Here is an 18062-nt window from a genome sequence, read left to right on the forward strand (position 1 = left end):
CCCAATCAACTGCGAACTCTTTCTATTCTAGGACTAACGATTAATTCTTTTACCGATGCAACACCCAGTAAGCACAGCCGCTGATTGCCGCAGCAATTGGCAAGGTCAAAATCCATGATAGTAGAATCTGATAGAAAACGCGCACATTAGCTTTTTTTGAAATCAATCCCACACCAAAAATTGAACCTACCGAAACATGGGTAGTAGAAACTGGAAGCCCATAACGACTGGCAACAATAACTAAAAATCCAGTCACTAAGTTTGCCACCAGCCCTTGACCAGTATTCATTGCTGTCAGCTTTTTGCTCATGGTTTCGGCAACTTTTTTAGCATTCAATAAACCGCCGATCGCCATTCCCAAAGCTACTGCTAAACTTCCCCACTGAACTGATATTGATTGACCGACTAACATGAGCGAAAGAATTTTCGGCGTATCGTTCAATCCTCTGGCAAAACTGACGATTCCCGCACTCATAAAATGGCAAACATCCACTAACTTTTGGCTGGGGATTTGTAAGAAATTTCCCAGGTACCTTTGCGTACATTTATCTAGAGAATCGACCGCGACATCAGCGGTTGTGATGCACTTAAGTATGTTAGTTGCATCGGGCTGGGGAATGGGAATAATTTGTTGAATTTGACCAGCGCAAATACACCATTCTTTCTGGATTCCTAAATAAACTCGCAGGTAGCGAGACAGCCCATAAATTAAAGCTCCTAATAAAATCGCAATCATGGGACTCAGCAACAAAGGCATTAGAAAATTTTTCTGCAAGGCAGTCAAATTAACTTGAGTACCAATTGCTACTAAACCTGCACCGCCAAGGGCACCTGTAAGACCGTGAGTTGTGGAAATAGGGAATCCAGTTAAGGTAGCAAGAATAACGGTTAAACCCGCAGCGATCGCGACTGCCAAATGAAAATCTGTGCCATTGGCGATCTCGTCTGGAACTAGCCCTTTTCCCGAAAAGCTTTTTACCAGGGTTTCTGCTAAAAAAATAGAAAATACTGAACCTGCAAAAGTTGTGATAGTTGCCCAACCAATTGCTGTTTTATAGTTCGTCGTCTGACTGCCAAACAGTGTCGCCACGCCTTTAAAATTATCATTAGCACCATTGCAGTATGCTAAAAAAAACGTGGCGATAAATAGGGCAATAAGTAACATTATCTTACTCAGAATAAGTGTGGTTTATTGAAAACTGTTTTTGGCCCGGGCCGCTACAGCACCGAATTTGATTGTATAGACACAGTTGCATCAAAAAAAATAAGGAAAATATTAAGATTTCTTTGGGACTAGTCGAGCGAGCGGATCTTAATTTCGCGCCAGCAACATGGGCACGATATTGAACGATATTATAATTAAGGCTCGGCGATCCTTCAGGTACGCTCAACCCACCCATTCACTTAGGATTCTGTACCCTTGCCGGCACATCTGTCAGTCCCGCCTTCTGCATCAGCGAAATCACCCCTATAGACAGAATTCCCCCAATAATTGCCCCGACAACTACCAGGATAATAAAGACTTTTTGCAGAGTTTTTTTAGTGGCCGGGTGGTACTGTCTCGGCAATGCTTCACCTTGATCGTCAACTTCTTGCTCCAAGGGGTCTAGCGGATTGGAGGGATTTGAGTTAAAGGGATTGGGCGCTTGATTCATGATTAGTTTGGGTTAAAGGAGATTGACAACTATTTTAACTTGCGATTTAGCCTCGCGGCTTAAATAATACATTCTGGTTTTACTGAATACTCTATAAATTTTATTAAGATTGCTAAAATACGGATTAACCCGGTTTATTGAATAAACCGGGTTTTTCAACATACTAAAAGTTTTATGTCACGTTTCTGCTTTTGACAGGCGATCAAGAGAAATTGTTGCCGCCTTAGATACTTGAGAATTACTATCTTTTTCTAAGTATTTCAAAGCCGAAACGCTCTTAACACTCGGCAAATTGCCCAAAGCTTCAGCCAGCCTCTGGCGGATCAGCCAATCTTCCGACTGAGCAAAATTGAGGATGCGATCAATCGCCCCAAGATCTTTAATTTCCCCCAAAGCCGAAATTGCCGCCTGCTGGATCACCACTTGCTCACTGTCGAGAGCTTTCAGCAGCACGTCGCGAGCCCGGGGATCTTTGAGATTTCCCAGAGAAACAGCAGCACTGAAGCGAACCAGCCATTGAGTATCTTCGTAAAAAGCCCGCACCAAAGCATCAAAAGCTCTGATATCTTCCAGATAACCCAAAGCACCCGCAGCGTCAGCGCGAATGCCGTAATCCGGGTCTGTTTCTAGCAATTTGACTAAAATAGGATAGCACTCTGCTGTTGGTTTGACCCCGAGAGCAAACACAGCCATCGATCGCACTTGCAAACTTTCGTCGTTCAACACCTTTTTAATCAAAGGCACCGCCTCTGCAGCAGGCACATTCCGCAAGTTGGCCAAAGCCACCATTCGATCGGCGGAATTTTGGCTTTCTAACTTGGCTGCAATTTGCTCTAAGCTTAAAGTTGTCATTATGGATAAATCTTGTAGTAAAACTTTACATTCGGGTTATTTTGATTATAGGGGAGTCTCAGGAGAAAAGGAGGCAGTAAAAACCGCCCAAGGATTTGAGATCATCGGTGAGATGGCGAATTAGTGACACCATTCATCTAAAGCTCAGATTGCGTGGAAATAATCAATGAGAAAGTTTATTATTTAAATCCCAAGCACAGGCGAGGTGTTTCTGCCGTTCCCTAAGGCTTTGCCCGATAGTTAGCCGCCCTCTGACAACTTGCAATCAACTATGCCGTTCTACCACCCGCCCTTTTACTCCTCAGCCTTAGAACAAGCGATCGATCGCTACCCCCTCACTGCCGGGCCTGAAACTTCCTTAGCAGTGGCGATCGCCCTGATGAGTCAGTTGCAAAACAGTTGTCCCCTAGTCAAAACACCTGTACCCTCAGACCGGGCGGCGATGACCGAAACATCCGCGCCGGAAAAGGTGCGGGCCCGCTGCGTGTTCGTCGTGCAGAACCAGCAGACTATTACCACCGGCAACTTATCCGACAACCCCAGCCGCGGACTGTTAATCGGCATATTAACCCCCGCCGACCTAGTGAGGCTGATAGCTTCTGGCACAATAGACAACCAGCACAAAGTAGCCCTGCACAAAATACCAATTTCCGAAGTGATGTCCCCGGTGTCGGTCTCCCTCACAGAATCCGATGACCAAGACGTGTTTACCGCTTTATCCTTATTTCGCCAGCACAAGATTCGCTATTTGCCGATCGTCAATCAATTTCGCCACTTGGTAGGAGTGCTGACGCGGGAAAGAATTCGCCAAGTATTGCAGCCTTCAAACATTCTTAAATTGCGGCGCGTAGCAGAATTAATGACTACGCCAATTACAGCGCCCCACACCGCCTCGCTGCTGACGATAACCGAACTGATGTCAGAGCATCAAGTCAGTTGCGTAGTGATTACAAAAAACAAAGAATTAACAATGGAGAAGCCCAAAGATGACTATACCTCCATTTTTCATTATTCCTTTCACCAACCCCTGGGAATTCTTACCGAATACGACATCGTGCAGGCACAGTTTCTCGAACTAAATTTCGAGCAAACCCCAGCTCAAAAAGTCATGAGAACTCCCCTGCAATTTCTTCAACCTTCCGATTCCCTGTGGACAGCCCACAAAGAAATGCAGCAGCAACAAGTGCAGCGGTTGGTCGTGTGCGGGGGGCGCGGAGAACTGTTGGGAATTATTACTCAGACCAGCTTGCTCAGAGTCCTCGACCCCACCGAAATGTACCGAGTTGTCAAACAGTTGCAGCAGTCGGTTTATCAATTGCAAGCCGAAAAAGTGGAACTGTTGCAAAGCCGCAACGCCAAACTGGAACAGCAGGTGCGGGAACGGACTGCCAAACTCCACGAACAATTGCAGCGCGATCGGCTGTTAACTCACATTTCCTTGCGGATTCACCAATCCTTAAACCTGGAAGAAATTCTCAACGCCAGTGTCGATGAAGTCCGCCAAGTTTTGCAAGCTGACCGAGTAGCGATCCTGCATTTAGAGTCCAGCAATTACGGCATTGTAGTGGCAGAATCCGTTGCCGAAAATTGGCCTTCAATATTGGGAGAAATCATGCCGGATAATATTTGGCAAGAATCTGCTTCCGTGATCGAACAGGAAATTTATGCGGTTCCAGACCTCGACCAAGCCTGTTTGAGCGCCGAAAAATATGCCCGGTTCCAGCAAGCGCAAATCAAAGCTTATTTGATTGTACCAATTTTGCAAGACGGCAATTTGTGGGGGATGATGTGTGTCCATCAGTGTTCCCAATCCCGTCAGTGGCAACCTTCGGAAGTGGATTTGCTGCTGCAACTGGCAACTCAAATCGCGATCGCCATTCAGCAAGCCCAACTCTATCAGCAAGTCCAAAATCTCAACACCGACCTCGAACGTCAAGTCCAAGAACGCACCGCCGAATTGCAGCAAAAAGTTCACGAACTCCAGCATTTAAACGTCCTCAAAGATGAATTCCTCAGCACCGTTTCTCACGAACTGCGGACGCCTTTAGCTAATATAAAAATGGCTATTCATATGCTGAGAATTTCTCCCACACTAGATCGGCGCCAGATTTATCTAGAAATTTTAGAAACAGAATGTACTAGAGAAACAGATTTGATTAATGCTTTACTAGATTTGCAGCGGCTCGAAGCCGCAACTTGTCCGATCGACCTCGAACCAGTAAACTTAGAAGTCTGGCTGCCTACTATTATCGACCCGTTTTACACCCGGGCTCACGACCGCCACCAAGATTTGCGAGTAGAGTGCGATCGCCACCTCCCCACGATCAGTTCCAACCGCGCTAGTTTGGGACGAATTTTAGCCGAGCTCCTCAACAATGCCTGCAAATATACTGCCAATGACGGCGAAATTTTTCTGAAAGTTGAGTGCAAAAACGGAGACTGGGAACAAGAAGGACAAAGGACAAATTCGCGACAAGCAAGTGCTGTGGCTTCAGAAATCCAATTTACACTCAGCAATCAATCGTCCATTTCCATAGAGGAATTGCCTCGAATTTTTGAGAAATTTTATCGCGTTCCCAACGCCGATCCTTGGAAACAAGGAGGTACAGGTTTGGGTTTAGCTTTGGTTCAAAAACTTGTCGAACAGTTGCAAGGAAAAATTGAGGTTGAAAGCAGGAATGGCTGGACTAATTTTATCGTCACATTTCCTACCAACCCGGATGGAAATTAATCCGCCATCAGTCAATTTTAGATTTTAGATTTTAGATTTTAGACTTCGGCCTCAGAGGTTCGGCGAGCGCGAGGGTCAAGTCGCGCTCAGTCGAACGATTTTAGATTTTCGATTTACTCCACAGACGAATTTAGGAGATTGAACAAGAGTCTAAAATTTTGGGAGTTCCATGACTCCTGTCGGGATCTGGTATCCTTTTTTTGGGGGTCATCTTTGTTGGGTTTCACTCTTTTTTGGGAGCTAGTTTGCGGATACGAGACGGTGCTGGTGTCAAATTCAAATATTCATTTTTATCTTCAACAACTGAGGCTCTCGATGCTGGATACTTCTTGCGTTTAGGGGCATGATTCGCAACTGTGCCCAAGCATGGTATACCAAAATTTTCTAATTGACTGAAAACTTTTTTGACTTCAGAAAAAGCGACTTGGTGAATTGCTACAACCATCAGTATGCCATCGGTGCGCGCCGCTAAAAAATTCGTATCTTTACTGTCCGCCAGCGGCGGCGTATCGTAGATAACTAAGTCAAATTTTGCCTGAAGTTCTTCCATTAAATACTGCATCTGAGATGATGCCAGCCGTCGGGCAGTACCAGGATTCGGGAGACCGGCAGTTAATACAAAAAGATTATCTGCTAGATGCGATCGTTGGATAATTTCATTGGGTTCGTTTTTATTGTCGAGCAAGTTGCTCAATCCCTTGACATTAGGCAGTTCCAACAGCAAGTGCAGGCTGGGCGAATGTAAATTCCCGTCTACTAGCAGCACTCGCTGACCCGCCAGCGCTGCCACGTGAGCTAGGTTTAAAGCAACGGTAGATTTGCCTTCGCCAACTGTAGCCGAACCAATTGCCAAAGAGCTAATCGTTCGATTTGAAGAAAGAAAGCGGATATTAGTATAAAGAGAGTCAAAAGCTTCTATAAATTCCGCAGCATTTTTCTTATTACCCTCTTTTCCTTCAAGATAAGCATAGGCATTAGCAATAGAAGGCGGCAATTTTCTAGCATTTTTGTCCCGAGGAATGGCTCCCAATAAAGGGGCTTCAACCGCATCTTTAACGTCATCAGCACAGTAGAAAATATTGCGGAACTTTTCAATGAGGATAGCAGCTCCCAGACCCAAAACTAGCGCTCCAACAACTGCCATCACTAATTTGTTTTTAGCTTTCGATGGAACTGTCATCAGCTCGCCCTTCTCATCTCGCGGTATCCGTGGTTCAGAAATTATTTCCCAAGGTACTTGGCTTTGAGCCGCTTGGACGCGCAGAGTTTCCCGCTGGCTTAAAAGTTGATCGCGGGTGCGGGCGGCTACTTCTAATTGCTGTTGCAGTTCGTTGTAGCGGCGGGCTATGGTGGGGAATTCTGTTGCTTGCCTGTTTAAATTGTTTTTAGTTTGGGTGATTGCCTGAAGGCGAGCTTCTAAGACTTCAACTTGGTTAGCAGTATCAACCAATTGTTTAATCAAGCCTATGCGAATAGAATTTTGAAAATTTTGAACTTTAGAATTAGCTTGGGTGCCTACTAAATTTTGCCCCAAAATTCGATCAGTTTGCTGGTTGAGCAAAGCTACTAAATTTGCCCGCTTGCGCTCTAAAGCTTCCACTATAGGGTTAGCAGATTTAAAACGAGCTGTTTCTACAGCAATCTGACCTTCTACTTCCTTAACCTTGGTCAGCAACTCTTTATATTGAGGTTCTTCGCTTAAAGCGGAAGCGGCAATAGCTTCATTTGGTGTAAAATCTAATTGTTTTTGCAAGTTAGCGTACAGCGTTTTCTGTTCTTGCAGTAGCCTTTGAGTTTCTAACTCTAAAGTTTCTACGGTACGAACTTGCTCCATTAATTGCGCGCCTTGTTCTTGAGGATTGGTAATCTTTTGCTGCTCCTGTATCACCTGTAACTCCGATTTCAGCTTGTTTACGCGCTTATTGAGTCCCGGAAGCTGGTCTTCAATAAATTTAACACCTTCACCAATCCGAGTCTTTCGTTCATCAAGACTGTACTTTAAATATTTCTTTTTAGTTTCTTGTAAAACGAACTCAACTAATTTAGGATCATTCCCCATGAAGCGCACTTCCAAAATTTTAGTCAGCGTCCTCTCATCTTCTCCTATCCGCAAAACGACTAATTCTTTTTGAAGAATTTTCTCGGTAACTTCTGGATATCGTTTTTGGACTTGTTTAACAATAGCCGACAGCATCTGAGGACTCTGGAGAATTTGAAGTTGAGTTGCGTAGTCTAAACTAAAAAAATCTCGATTAGGTACTCCTCCCCCCTCGCTGCGATTTGCTAGGGCAGAGGGGTCAGCAATTCTTGCCTCCGTTGTCACAGGTTCCACTAGCATCCGAAAATCGCCTTCATATGTTTTCTTGCCTCCCTTGATGTGATAAACAGCTCCAGCGCCTACTATACCTATAATCCCAATAATGATTAGGGCTTGTCGCTGAAAAGTCCTCAACAACGGCTTGAGATTCAATCCTTTCTGAGGCTGCGCGCTTAACTCTTCTCCCTCGTCAACGGAAAATTGCTGCACCTGTCGGCTCTGGTTGCTAATGGGTACGATATGAGCGTCCTGTTCTCTTTCCATGTTGACCTCTTTGATATTTTGTGGGTAAAATCAGCTTTCTTCTGCGAGCCTTCAGGTTGATACTTTAAGCATTGGCTTAAGGATATCACACGAAATTATTGGTTGGTCGATCCCACTTCCTTCTAATAGTTCTCACTACTTTCACATAGTATACAAAAATAACTAAATCCCTATGCCATGCCGGCAGCAAAAGTTCTTTTACAACTGGTGGAGAGTTATATCAGACTGCATTTGGCTCTGCTGCGTTGTGCTTGTATTTCGGGTTTCCGGGCGACGAAGCCAACTTTTTGAGGTGTTGCTCCGCTTCGCGACAGGCGGTACAATAACTTTACCAAACTTTTACAATTGACCGTAACACCTCAGCCGCCGCTTGCGCTGGTATTGGTTTGTCCTCTATGCCTTTTTTCGGTTCAGAGTCAACGCCAGAAGCACTTGTTAACTTACGCGCTAACTGACCGGCTAAAAAGTTTTGCATTTCCCATGTAGATATAATTAGCCACATTCTGCAGATTTTTGGGAACGGCAACTAATCGAATCAATTTCCGAGAAAAATCTGTTTCTTCTTTTAATTATAAACTTTTTGAGGAGTTGGATGAGTGAGCAAGTTTATATACTTAGTTTATCGTCGGAATTATATCACAAACTCATCTCTTTAGTGCGCCACAGACATAAAATTTAATAATTTGTGTTCTCAAGCTCGATCGACATCTCGAACAACTCAAGCATTCGGGGTTGGTCTACCGGGGCGGATGGCGGGGCGCGATTTATGGTTTTTTCGTAAAAAAAACTAGGTTTCTGCGTTCCGGGACTCTTACTAAAACTATCGCTTTGATTGGCCCTCCGAGCCAGCTATAGCAATCCTTTCGGTAAACGCGCAACGGGCTTTTTTGTGAATTAACCGATGCAATAAGAAGCATGACACATTGTTAAACAAAAAAAAGAGTTTACACAGGATGGGAGGATTGCTATAGCTGGCTCGGATTAGCTATTAGTAGTTGTTGTTTTTTGATTTTACTAATTACCAACTACTCGTTATTAGCGATTACGGATTTTGTGCTTTTCTTTCTCGAAGTTTCAACAATATTTCTGCATGAACTTCGCGAGTTATGGGATAAAAATAGGTAAGAATCATGCCAGCAATTAAAGCAATTGTCGGCAGCGGCCCGATCGCAAATCGAATCGCAAACAGTGCCGGCTCTGGCTGTACGGGTGCCGGCTGTCCCTGAATTGTGGCGAGAAATCCAGCTCTTTCTAATGCTTGGCCCACAAACCACAAGCCGAGCGCCAAACCGATTTTTTGCAACAACACCATAAACGAATAGAACACCCCTTCGCGTCTTTCTCCTGTTTGAAGCTCATCGAGTTCAATGACATCCGGTATCATCGACCAAGGTATTAGATAAGCAGTGGAAACTCCCACACCTGCCATGACCGCTAGCAGGTACATCTGGACTACTTGTCCTGGTTGCAGAAAAAATAGTCCGGCTTGTGCGATTATCCACAAACTCATGCCCATAAAATAAACGGCTTTTTTGCCATATCGCTCGCTGACTTTACTCCAAACAGATAACATGGCGAGTGCAGTGCCTTGAACTGCGATCGCAGTTTGGGTAAAAGTTGCTGACGGCAGTTTCATCCAGTCGATTACAAAGTAGGGCAAAATAGAAGCAGTTAATTGCACTCCCAGCCAAGAACAGAGATAAATTCCAATTACGTACAAAAAAGGGCGATTGTTAAATGCAATCCGCAACTGTTCTCCCATCGGCAAGGATGTTGAATCGTCTGCTACTGGATTTTCTGACAATTGAGAGAGTACGTGTTCGCGGGTTCCCAAAAAGCACCAGTACAAAGGCAATACTGAGATTACTGCACATAGTGCGCCTAAGATTAAGTATTTTTGGGTGTCATCTTTAACTATTGCAAAGATAATTTGCGCTATAATTAGTGACAAAATGCTGCCGCCGATCGAGAAAGAAAACCGGAAACTGTTAAGGCTAGTGCGTTCGTTGTAGTCTTGGGTTATTTCTGGGGTGAGGGCGGTGTAAGGCAGGTTGACGGCGGTGTAGGCCGTGTTAAACAAAATGGCGATCGCCACATAGTACCAAAATAGTATCGTTGGATCTTTGCTGGGAACAATCCACTGCAAAAAGAAGAAGATGCCGAAAGGAATTGCCCCGTAAACGATCCAAGGATATCGGCGCCCCCAGCGGTGAGATGTGCGATCGCTCAAAACCCCCACAATCGGGTCATTTATGGCGTCCCAAACCTTGCCGATCAGCAAAATGTTGCTAGCAGTACCCGCAGCCAAACCGGCGACGTTGGTAAAGAAATACAGCAGGAAAAATACCAAAACATTCGCAGTAATTGCGGGGCCGAGGTCGCCGGCCCCGTAAGCTAATTTTGTTGAAAAACTGAGTTTTTTTGTTTCGGGGTTGTCGGCGGCTGGGGGAGGCGGGGAAGTGTTGCTCATAAACTTTGATTTCGGAATTTTTGGGCAGTCGCAGTGTTTCCAGTAGGAGTATAACTCGCGCTACGCTCTAATACTAAGTTTTTTGTAGCGATCGGGACGACCCAGAAGATTTTGTAATTTATAATTGGGTAATTGGTAATTGGTAATTGATAGGTTGGTGGGGCAAGGTTTATGCGATTATTTGTCTTAGGCAATTATTCTTAGTAAAACCTGCCCCTACTTAAGGAAACAGTTGCGAAATCTAAACTTCTATTTCTGGAAATGCCAGCATTGACAAAACATCATCTTTATTAAATACAGTTTCTAGTCGGTAGTTGGCCTCGCCTGGTTCGCGAAAAACATAAACTTGCCGCCTGTTAAAATCAAGTATCGAATAATCATTAATTCCTGCCTTAGCATAAGCCGGTGCTTTTCGCTTGCGGTCTGTTTCTAAGGTGGTATCAGCTATTTCTACTAATAAGAAAATGTTGGCGGGTGCGGGATGAAAATCTTGGTACAGCCGAGGGTCGATTTGCACTACAGCAATATCTGGTTCAGGTTCTGAATTATAGCTTAGAGCGATCGGGTCTTGAATGCGAATTAAAGCAAGTCTTGCCAGCAGATTTTTTAGATAGTCGGCTGCACAGAGATTAGTTGCTGCGTGGGGAGGATTTTTTGCACTTATTGAGATAATTTGCCCGTCTATTAATTCGACTCGTTCATCGGGATTGAGAATCCCTGTTTCGGTCGGCGATATTCCTCTAGAGTCCACAAGCGTAAATCTGTTGCAGTCATGGCACAATTTCCTTGGGCGATATTATCTATTATCGATTCACATTCTAGTTTTTCTTAAATTACTCGGTCAACAATCTCGATTTAGCTGTAATTGCTCCCACACACCACAAAATAGCATTGACAATCTCCGATCGCTGAATATCTTCTGCGTCTAAAAAACTTGCAAACTCTTCCTCAATATTCAAATGGTCTGCAAAATCATAAAGTATGCGCTTGTATTCAGTTGGCATCGGTATTAAAGTAGCTTTCACTAAATCGAAAAGCGCGTTCAAACAGTTGAGGATAGTAGCTGACTCGTCAAAATCTTCGGCATCGAGCAAGTACAGCGTTTCTGCTATGTCGCAAATAGCGTCTATTTGTGTGGGTGGCTTTCCCAGTTCGCTGACATCGATATTGCACAATTGGAGAGCGTTAATCGCTAGTTCGGGACGGGTAAAAAATACAAGTTGACCGCCGGCTACTAAGGGCGGCTCTTGTTCTCCATAGACAATGAGAGTATATAGATTTGGTATTTCGGTGCTGGGGTCGATCCGGAAACCGAACAGCCACAACAATTTTTCTGTACTTGGGTTCGCTGTTTGCAGTGTTGTTGGGAAATTTTTGGGTTCTGACATAAATTTTTAATCCTTATAATACGCTGTTAAACTCGGTTTATAGGCAAAATCTGGGTTTTAGTGAGAAATCTATAAATAAACCGGGTTTATCAAGGTAAGAAGGCGTAACTTTTGTTTATAAATTTTGCTGGATTATGTCGCAGCACTCAGCGACGGTTGCTCTTTTTTCCATTGCTGCTACTAGGGATTCGTAAGCTGATTTGTGGTTTTCGATTAGGTTTTTTGCTTGCAGCAAGCCCCAGTTTTGTTTGAGTTGAATTTCGGAACTTGGACGGCGCAGTTGTGTTAAAATTGCACTAATTTTTGTGCGGTCTTCTGCTCCTCCTTCTGCGCTGCCGTAAACAAATTTTTCGGCGACTATTCCGGCCATCCACACTGTGCAGTATTGGTCTAAAAGTTGGGCGGAAAGAGTGCCGCTTTGGAGTTGAGATGCTAATTGTTCGTCTTCAAATCGGACGCCGCCTTGGGCTGTTTGGCCTTGTTTAAATGCTTCCCAAGCGTTGAGTGCGTAGCTGGTTACAGGAATTCCTAACAGGTACGCGACTAGGAAGTGTCCGGCTTCGTGGTGAAGGATACGATCGCGCTTTTGTTTGGAAGTTCCCCCCAGCCAATCTAATAAAATAGTACCGCCTTGACCTTGCCACTGGAAACTGTCGAGGGTGGCTAGCCCCAACAGGCAAAAAGTGGCGATCGCAGGTACGGCTTCTGGCAAGTTGAATAGGGGCCCCAACAATATTGAAACGGTGATGGCAAAGATAGAAATAGCGATAATATTCAAAGAAGTGTCTTTCATAATAGGGAATGGGTAACTGGGAATTGGTAAGGGAAAATTTGTAATAGGGAATTGGTAATGAGAATTGGTTTTAGAGGTAAACTCAGGTACCATCGCGCGATCGGTTTGGCAGCGTTGGGTCGATCGCAGCACCCGGGACTTCCGACAAAAACACCACTTTCCAGTTTGACTGAAAATTGCCGCTCCGAAGCCACCGATATTAAAAAGACATTAAAATAAATCAAAGTCCAGTAAAAGTGTTAGTGGAATCCTTCATGTCAGTTTTGGCAGCGATCGCAGTTTTAGGTATCTTGATTGTCGTTCACGAACTCGGCCACTTCCTGGCGGCGAGACTTCAACACATCCACGTCAACCGCTTCTCCATCGGTTTCGGCCCCATCCTCTGGAAGTACCAAGGCCCGGAAACTGAATACGCCCTCCGCGCCTTTCCCCTGGGAGGTTTCGTGGGTTTCCCGGACGACGATCCAGACAGTACAATTCCCCCAAATGACCCGAATTTGCTCAAAAATCGCCCCGTGCTCGATCGGGCGATCGTCATTAGTGCTGGGGTAATTGCCAACTTAATTTTTGCTTATTTCCTGCTGGTGGTGCAATTGAGCACTGTCGGCGCGGCAGAAATGAACTACCTACCGGGAGTTAAAGTCCCGGAAGTCGCCGCAGAAGTCAGTTCGGCCGCGAAACAAGCCGGAATTCGATCGGGCGACGTTGTTCTGTCTGTTGACGGCAAGGAATTGGGGGCTTCCCGCGAAGCAATCAAATTATTGGTCACTGAAATCCAAGATCATCCCAACCAACCCCTAGCGTTGGAAATTCAGCGCCAAGAACAAAAATTTGTGGTGACAGTCACTCCCGAACAGTCCCCCGACGGCAAAGGTCGCATTGGCGTGCAGCTAACTTCTAACGGCACTGTCGTGCGGCAGAGGGCAGGAATTGTAGAGGCGTTTAGCAAGGCAGCCAAAGAATTTGAGCGGATTGTGGTGCTGACGGTTCAAGGTTTCGGACAGTTACTTAGCAATTTCAGCCAAACTGCCGACAAGTTGTCAGGGCCTGTGGCGATTGTGGCGATTGGTGCAGGGATTGCCAAATCGGATGCTGCGAGTTTGTTTCAGTATGCGGTGTTAATTAGCGTCAATTTGGCTGTAATTAATATCTTGCCTTTACCTGCTTTAGATGGCGGTCAGCTAGCTTTTCTATTAATAGAAGGACTGCGGGGTAAACCTTTACCGAACCGGATTCAGGAAAATGTGATGCAGACGGGTTTGGTGTTGTTGCTGGGTTTGGGAATTTTCTTGATTATTCGGGATACAGCTAATTTGGCTGGGATAGATTTTCGGTTTTTGATGCAATAGTAAATGAAGGAAGAGGGTAGAAGGAAGAAGGAAGAAGGAAGAAGGAAGAATTATGTCTAATTTTCCGTTTTCCTATTTTCCTATTTTTCCCTCTACTTTTTTTCCTACGCAAGCGAGGCAGAGCATCTGGTTATGGGTTCCCCGGTCGTGCCTGGAAGTTAAAAACAAATAACAAATGGCTAATGACTACTGATTAGTGACTAATGACTAATGACTAAAAAGTTAAGTTTAAAACAACGATCGCTCGAAATTCTGATTCGCCTCAAACGCCTCTATCCAGAAGCTCCTTGTACTCTCAACTACGAAACTCCCGTGCAGTTGCTGGTGGCGACGATTCTCTCGGCTCAGTGTACGGACGATCGCGTAAATCTGGTAACGCCGGCTTTGTTTGAGCGTTTTCCCGATGCGGTTGCTTTGGCAAATGCTGATATAGAAGAACTTGAAAGTCTGGTGCGATCGACTGGTTTCTACCGCAATAAGTCTAAAAATATTAAAGGTGCTTGTCAGGCGATCGTCAATAAATTTAACAATCAAGTGCCGCAGCGGATGGAACTGCTGCTAGAATTGCCCGGAGTTGCCCGCAAAACAGCTAATGTCGTTCTCGCACACGCTTTTGGTATTAATATGGGCGTGACAGTAGACACTCACGTCAAACGTTTGAGTCAGCGGTTGGGATTGACCGAACATACCGATCCTACAAGGATCGAGCGGGATTTGATGATATTGTTGCCGCAGCCGGATTGGGAAAATTGGTCGATTCGGTTGGTTTATCACGGCAGGGCAGTTTGTAATGCGAGAAATCCGGTTTGCAATATTTGCGAACTTGCAGATTTGTGCCCTTCGGCTAATAGTTAGGTTTTCCACCACGGTTAAGTACAGGCAAGATGCCTGTAGCACAAAAATGTTGAGTTATTGCAGATGTCTACCCTTTTGCTAATAGTTTGGTGTTGCACCAAGGTTAAGTACAGGCAAGATGCCTGTACGACAAAAATGTTGAGTGATTGTGGAACAGGCATCTTGCCTGTTGCTAAAAATGTTGAGTAATTGTGGAACAGGCATCTTGCCTGTTGCTAAAAATCTTGTTAACAAAAGAAATAATTCAAATAAAAGAGATCCGAAATCACCAAAATATAGTAAAATAGTAGATTGTGATTTATCTAAGGATATCAACAGATTATGGCTAAGAAGAGCATGGTCGAGCGCGAGAAAAAGCGCCAAAGACTCGTAGACAAGTACGCCGACAAGCGGGAAGACCTGAAAGACCAGTTTGACCAAGCTACCAATCAGATGGACAAAATGGCGATTCACCGCCAACTGCAACAGCTACCCCGCAGCAGTTCGCGGACTCGCTTGCGGAACCGCTGCTGGGCAACTGGACGGCCCAGAGGTTACTATCGTGACTTCGGACTGTCTCGCAACATGATGCGAGAAATGGCTCACGAAGGTCTTTTGCCCGGTGTTGTGAAGTCTAGCTGGTAGTACGAAGAAAGAAGGAAGAAGGAAGAAGGAAGAAGGAAGGAAGAAGAAAAAAACTCACAATTAATCGGCAGGATTAGGTTTGGGGTTGATTTTTGTTTCAGACTTATGAGTTAAATTTTTCTCCTTCTTGCTTCACTGGCCGCAGCATTTATCGATGCCGAGACTTTCGAGTAACAAGTCGCTGACGGCATTGGCGATCGCAAATTCGCCGTAGAAGCTTTTAGAAAAATCATAGGCCTGCATTTCGGTGACGATCGCAATTACGAGGCTGCCCAAGTCGTTTTCGCCTTCCATACGCTGGCGGACATAGATTTGGGCAGCTCTTTTAGCTATTTGCTGGTTGGCTGCTTCTGGGATAAACTCGGAGTCTAGCCATGCCAGCAGCGTTTGTTGGAGCCATTGGCCTTCTTGTTCGGGGTTTTTGGCGGGGGGTAAGGTAATAGGTTCAATGGTTTCAGACATGATTATTCCTAATTGCTAATGTTGACTTTGAAAAGTTAACTGAGAAATGACAACTGATAAATATATGCAATATGATATACCGACAATTATACAAGGATACGCGCAAGGCTATTTCTTGATGGCCAATGAGGGCGAGGAAAGTTTGGGGTGGTATTCGAGCCGGCAGCGGGCGCTGATTCCCCTGGATGAAAGATTTACCTATCCGAAATCCCTGCGTCGCCAAATCAATCAAAATCGATTTTCGGTGGCTGTGAACCGCGATTTTGGGGCAGTGGTTGAGGGTTGTGCCGATCGCGAAACTACTTGGATTTCTAGGGAGCTCAAGAAGATTTACTGGGCTTTGTATGAGGCCGGTTGGGCTTACAGCTTCGAGACTTGGTGCGGCGACGAATTGGCGGGCGGTATTTTAGGATTGTCGATCGGCGGTGCGTTTATTGGGGAGTCGATGTTTTACCGAATTCCCGAGGGTTCTAAGGTGGCGATGGTGAAGTTGGTGGAGAGATTGCGCGATCGATCTTATCTGCTTTTCGACGCTCAAATGAACAATCCGCACTTGGAAAGATTCGGAGCTTATACTGTTAAGGAAAAACTGTACAACACTCTTTTGCAAGCAGCTTTAAAGCGCCGCTGCTCGCTATTTTAAATATGTTCTGCGGGGGGAAACTGCAGATGATAGCGGGGTCGATCGCACTTCTGAAATTGATTCTAATCTGATAACTATCCAATTCCGCATCAAAACACTCTCAACAAGACGGAGGCAGAGCCGATCTGCTCTGCCACGCTGGAGCTTGGTAAAATCAAAAATCAAAAATCAAAAATCAAAAATCAAATCAAAAATCAAATCAAAAATCTAAAATCAAAAATCTAAAATGGATTGACGGCGGCCCCCATCTGCGGCTACGCTTTTAAGTGAAAGGTTGCTTTGCTTGTAGAGGAGGCAGCCCGCGTCGCCCAAAAATCTAGTTGCACTGCCCAAAGCTGCTGGTAACAGCAATGGACAGCATAACCGCCAAACTGGTACTAGCAGTCTGGAGGCTAACGGAGTATCTTAACATTCTCTGTGGCCGCCCTGCTGTGTGTTGAAATGCGGGGCGGCTGGATTTTTGGGTTTTCCTAGAAAACCCAAAGTCAGGAGAACATAATATGTCACAGGAATTCGTCCCCGACGAAAACGAATTTGATTGCCCAAATTCCGAGCCCGCAGCAGTATCGGAACAGGATGTGGTGCTGGTAACGGTTGTGGGTTCGCCCCAGGGTGTCAGGGAAACGATACTTACTTTGTACCGGCTGGGATTTGCTGAAGTCGGCGATTGGAGTCCCCTACAGCGCGCGGCAAATCCGAAGCAGGTGATGAGTGTGCTGATTCGCCGGAAAGTGCGATCGACTGACAGTAAGCCGCCGGCAAGGTAAGCTGCATAATAATGCGCTTTTTCACTCTCCGGCAGGGGTTTAAACCGCTGGCGGAGTGCGGGAAAGTGCATTAAGTTGATATTTATTGATATTTATGGGCGATCGTCTCGCGTCCTTACCCGTACCTAAACTTTTCAGCCTCGCTATAATATTTCAAATTAAAGTATACAAATCGAGCAAAAAGCAATGATAGTAGATCCAGTCAGCGCGGGTTTGGTTTGGTTATTAGTCGGCCCTATTTTGCAAGACTTGGCTAAAGCAGCTTTAGACGACTACGTTAAAGATTTTTTTAAAGGTTGTATTAAAGAGGTTGAAGGAATTGCTAAAAAGCCCTTCGCTCAAAATGCAGTTCGCGATGCCCTGAAATCCTTTATTATATTGTTCGAGCAGGAATTGCAGCGATCGCAATTAGATAAAAAACAGATCCAGCAATACTTGCAACCGTTACGCCAATTTCTCAAACAACCTGATGTCAGGAAAGTTTTGGGAACTGCGTTTCAAGGCAATTGTAAATACTTAGACGATCGTATTTTAGCACAGCACTGGCAAAATTTGCGCTTGCAACATCCGGTGAGACAGCATTTACCCACCTTCACTCGGATTGTACCGGCTAATATTTTTCAGGAGCAATCAGTTGCCCCGCTTCCCCATACGTTTAGTTGGGAACAAGTCGCAGAAAACTATCTGAAAAACGTTAAATTAATTATCCAGGAAAATGACGAACTACGACAAATTTTAAACACAAATCAATTTGCCAGCATGGAGCGCAGTCTCGCAACAATTGCTCCGATTCCGGCTGAATTTAACTTAGCAAGTGTAATTGCTCAACTAGGGGAAAAAAGGGAGCCATGAATAGAGAGGGCTTGTTGAATAGCTTGATAAGCAGTTAAGC

16 protein-coding genes are annotated in these 18062 nt (G+C 45.0%); 7 read left to right on the plus strand and 9 right to left on the minus strand.

The features are described 5' to 3' along the window. Positions 1 to 49 precede the first annotated feature (49 nt). From QUA42_RS23710 to QUA42_RS23720, 3 genes are all read right to left on the minus strand, one after another. A complete protein-coding gene (locus QUA42_RS23710; protein WP_333140614.1) occupies positions 50 to 1165 on the minus strand; it encodes an inorganic phosphate transporter in 1116 nt (371 codons plus the stop codon). 235 nt (positions 1166 to 1400) lie between these two features. Next, positions 1401 to 1655, minus strand: coding sequence for a hypothetical protein (locus QUA42_RS23715; protein ID WP_006633832.1), 255 nt, complete (start codon positions 1653 to 1655; stop codon positions 1401 to 1403). Positions 1656 to 1832: 177 nt separating this feature from the next. Next, positions 1833 to 2507: a HEAT repeat domain-containing protein gene (locus QUA42_RS23720; protein WP_333140616.1), complete on the minus strand. Its 675-nt coding sequence runs from the start codon at positions 2505 to 2507 to the stop codon at positions 1833 to 1835. A gap of 271 nt (positions 2508 to 2778) precedes the next feature. On the opposite strand from QUA42_RS23720, the gene QUA42_RS23725 reads away from it, so the two are divergent. Continuing rightward, on the plus strand, positions 2779 to 5238 hold the full coding sequence (locus QUA42_RS23725) for a CBS domain-containing protein (protein ID WP_333140618.1): 2460 nt from the start codon (positions 2779 to 2781) through the stop codon (positions 5236 to 5238). 223 nt (positions 5239 to 5461) lie between these two features. Here QUA42_RS23725 and QUA42_RS23730 read toward each other — a convergent pair whose 3' ends face one another. From QUA42_RS23730 to QUA42_RS23750, 5 genes are all read right to left on the minus strand, one after another. Beyond that, positions 5462 to 7819 carry a polysaccharide biosynthesis tyrosine autokinase gene (locus QUA42_RS23730; protein WP_333140620.1) on the minus strand — a complete coding sequence of 786 codons (2358 nt, stop codon included), beginning with the start codon at positions 7817 to 7819 and terminating at the stop codon, positions 5462 to 5464. 1042 nt (positions 7820 to 8861) lie between these two features. After that, positions 8862 to 10289 carry an MFS transporter gene (locus QUA42_RS23735; RefSeq protein ID WP_333140622.1) on the minus strand — a complete coding sequence of 476 codons (1428 nt, stop codon included), beginning with the start codon at positions 10287 to 10289 and terminating at the stop codon, positions 8862 to 8864. Positions 10290 to 10530: 241 nt separating this feature from the next. Further along, the gene (locus QUA42_RS23740) at positions 10531 to 11040 is read right to left on the minus strand and encodes a Uma2 family endonuclease (protein ID WP_333140624.1); all 510 of its coding nucleotides are present in this window, start codon (positions 11038 to 11040) and stop codon (positions 10531 to 10533) included. An 82-nt stretch (positions 11041 to 11122) separates the two neighbouring features. Continuing rightward, entirely contained in the window at positions 11123 to 11677 is a 555-nt protein-coding gene (locus QUA42_RS23745) for a hypothetical protein (protein ID WP_333140626.1), read from the minus strand. Between the two features lie 115 nt (positions 11678 to 11792). Continuing rightward, positions 11793 to 12470 (minus strand): ATP-dependent Zn protease, encoded by a 678-nt coding sequence (locus tag QUA42_RS23750; RefSeq protein WP_333140628.1) that lies wholly within the window; start codon positions 12468 to 12470, stop codon positions 11793 to 11795. A gap of 254 nt (positions 12471 to 12724) precedes the next feature. Between QUA42_RS23750 and rseP the strand changes: the two genes are divergently transcribed. The 3 genes from rseP to rpsN all read left to right on the plus strand — a co-directional run bounded on the left by rseP (position 12725) and on the right by rpsN (position 15298). Further along, positions 12725 to 13819, plus strand: a complete 1095-nt coding sequence (gene rseP, locus QUA42_RS23755; protein WP_333140630.1) for an RIP metalloprotease RseP — start codon at positions 12725 to 12727, stop codon at positions 13817 to 13819. A gap of 210 nt (positions 13820 to 14029) precedes the next feature. Continuing rightward, the gene (gene nth / locus QUA42_RS23760) at positions 14030 to 14674 is read left to right on the plus strand and encodes an endonuclease III (RefSeq protein ID WP_333140632.1); all 645 of its coding nucleotides are present in this window, start codon (positions 14030 to 14032) and stop codon (positions 14672 to 14674) included. A gap of 321 nt (positions 14675 to 14995) precedes the next feature. Then, entirely contained in the window at positions 14996 to 15298 is a 303-nt protein-coding gene (rpsN, locus tag QUA42_RS23765) for a 30S ribosomal protein S14 (protein WP_333055623.1), read from the plus strand. Between the two features lie 132 nt (positions 15299 to 15430). On the opposite strand, the gene QUA42_RS23770 is transcribed toward rpsN, so the two are convergent. Beyond that, positions 15431 to 15760: a hypothetical protein gene (locus tag QUA42_RS23770; protein WP_006633845.1), complete on the minus strand. Its 330-nt coding sequence runs from the start codon at positions 15758 to 15760 to the stop codon at positions 15431 to 15433. A 46-nt stretch (positions 15761 to 15806) separates the two neighbouring features. Between QUA42_RS23770 and aat the strand changes: the two genes are divergently transcribed. The 3 genes from aat to QUA42_RS23785 all read left to right on the plus strand — a co-directional run bounded on the left by aat (position 15807) and on the right by QUA42_RS23785 (position 18022). Beyond that, a complete protein-coding gene (aat, locus tag QUA42_RS23775) occupies positions 15807 to 16403 on the plus strand; it encodes a leucyl/phenylalanyl-tRNA--protein transferase (protein ID WP_445301359.1) in 597 nt (198 codons plus the stop codon). 500 nt (positions 16404 to 16903) lie between these two features. Next, the gene (locus QUA42_RS23780; protein WP_333140634.1) at positions 16904 to 17170 is read left to right on the plus strand and encodes a hypothetical protein; all 267 of its coding nucleotides are present in this window, start codon (positions 16904 to 16906) and stop codon (positions 17168 to 17170) included. A gap of 186 nt (positions 17171 to 17356) precedes the next feature. After that, positions 17357 to 18022 carry a hypothetical protein gene (locus QUA42_RS23785; RefSeq protein WP_333140636.1) on the plus strand — a complete coding sequence of 222 codons (666 nt, stop codon included), beginning with the start codon at positions 17357 to 17359 and terminating at the stop codon, positions 18020 to 18022. Positions 18023 to 18062 lie beyond the last annotated feature (40 nt).

This window comes from Microcoleus sp. Pol11C2 (genome assembly GCF_036701505.1).
Classification (GTDB): Bacteria; Cyanobacteriota; Cyanobacteriia; order Cyanobacteriales; family Microcoleaceae; genus Microcoleus.